The following is a 256-nucleotide window of genomic DNA, read 5'->3' as shown; positions in this document are numbered from 1 at the left end:
GCATGCTGAAAATGCTGCACTATTGAATCATCGGTTAATTGCAGCTGCTGGAGCAAGAGTTGGAATCTCTCTTTATTGCCTAGGGCTTCCATTGATCTCTCTCCCATCTATTAATTTTCAATTTCACATATACAGACGATGTCTATTATAACATGAACCTTCTATCATGTGACTGCCTTTTAAACGATCTTTATTTACCTTCAACATTTTAAAAAAAGGGTCAATTCTATTGGGTGAAAAAAGCGGTGGATTATCG

The sequence above is a fragment of the Bacillus sp. JJ1503 genome, assembly GCF_036965125.1.
GTDB lineage: Bacteria > Bacillota > Bacilli > Bacillales > Cytobacillaceae > Cytobacillus.
Note: the sequence above shows the minus strand (reverse complement) of the source record.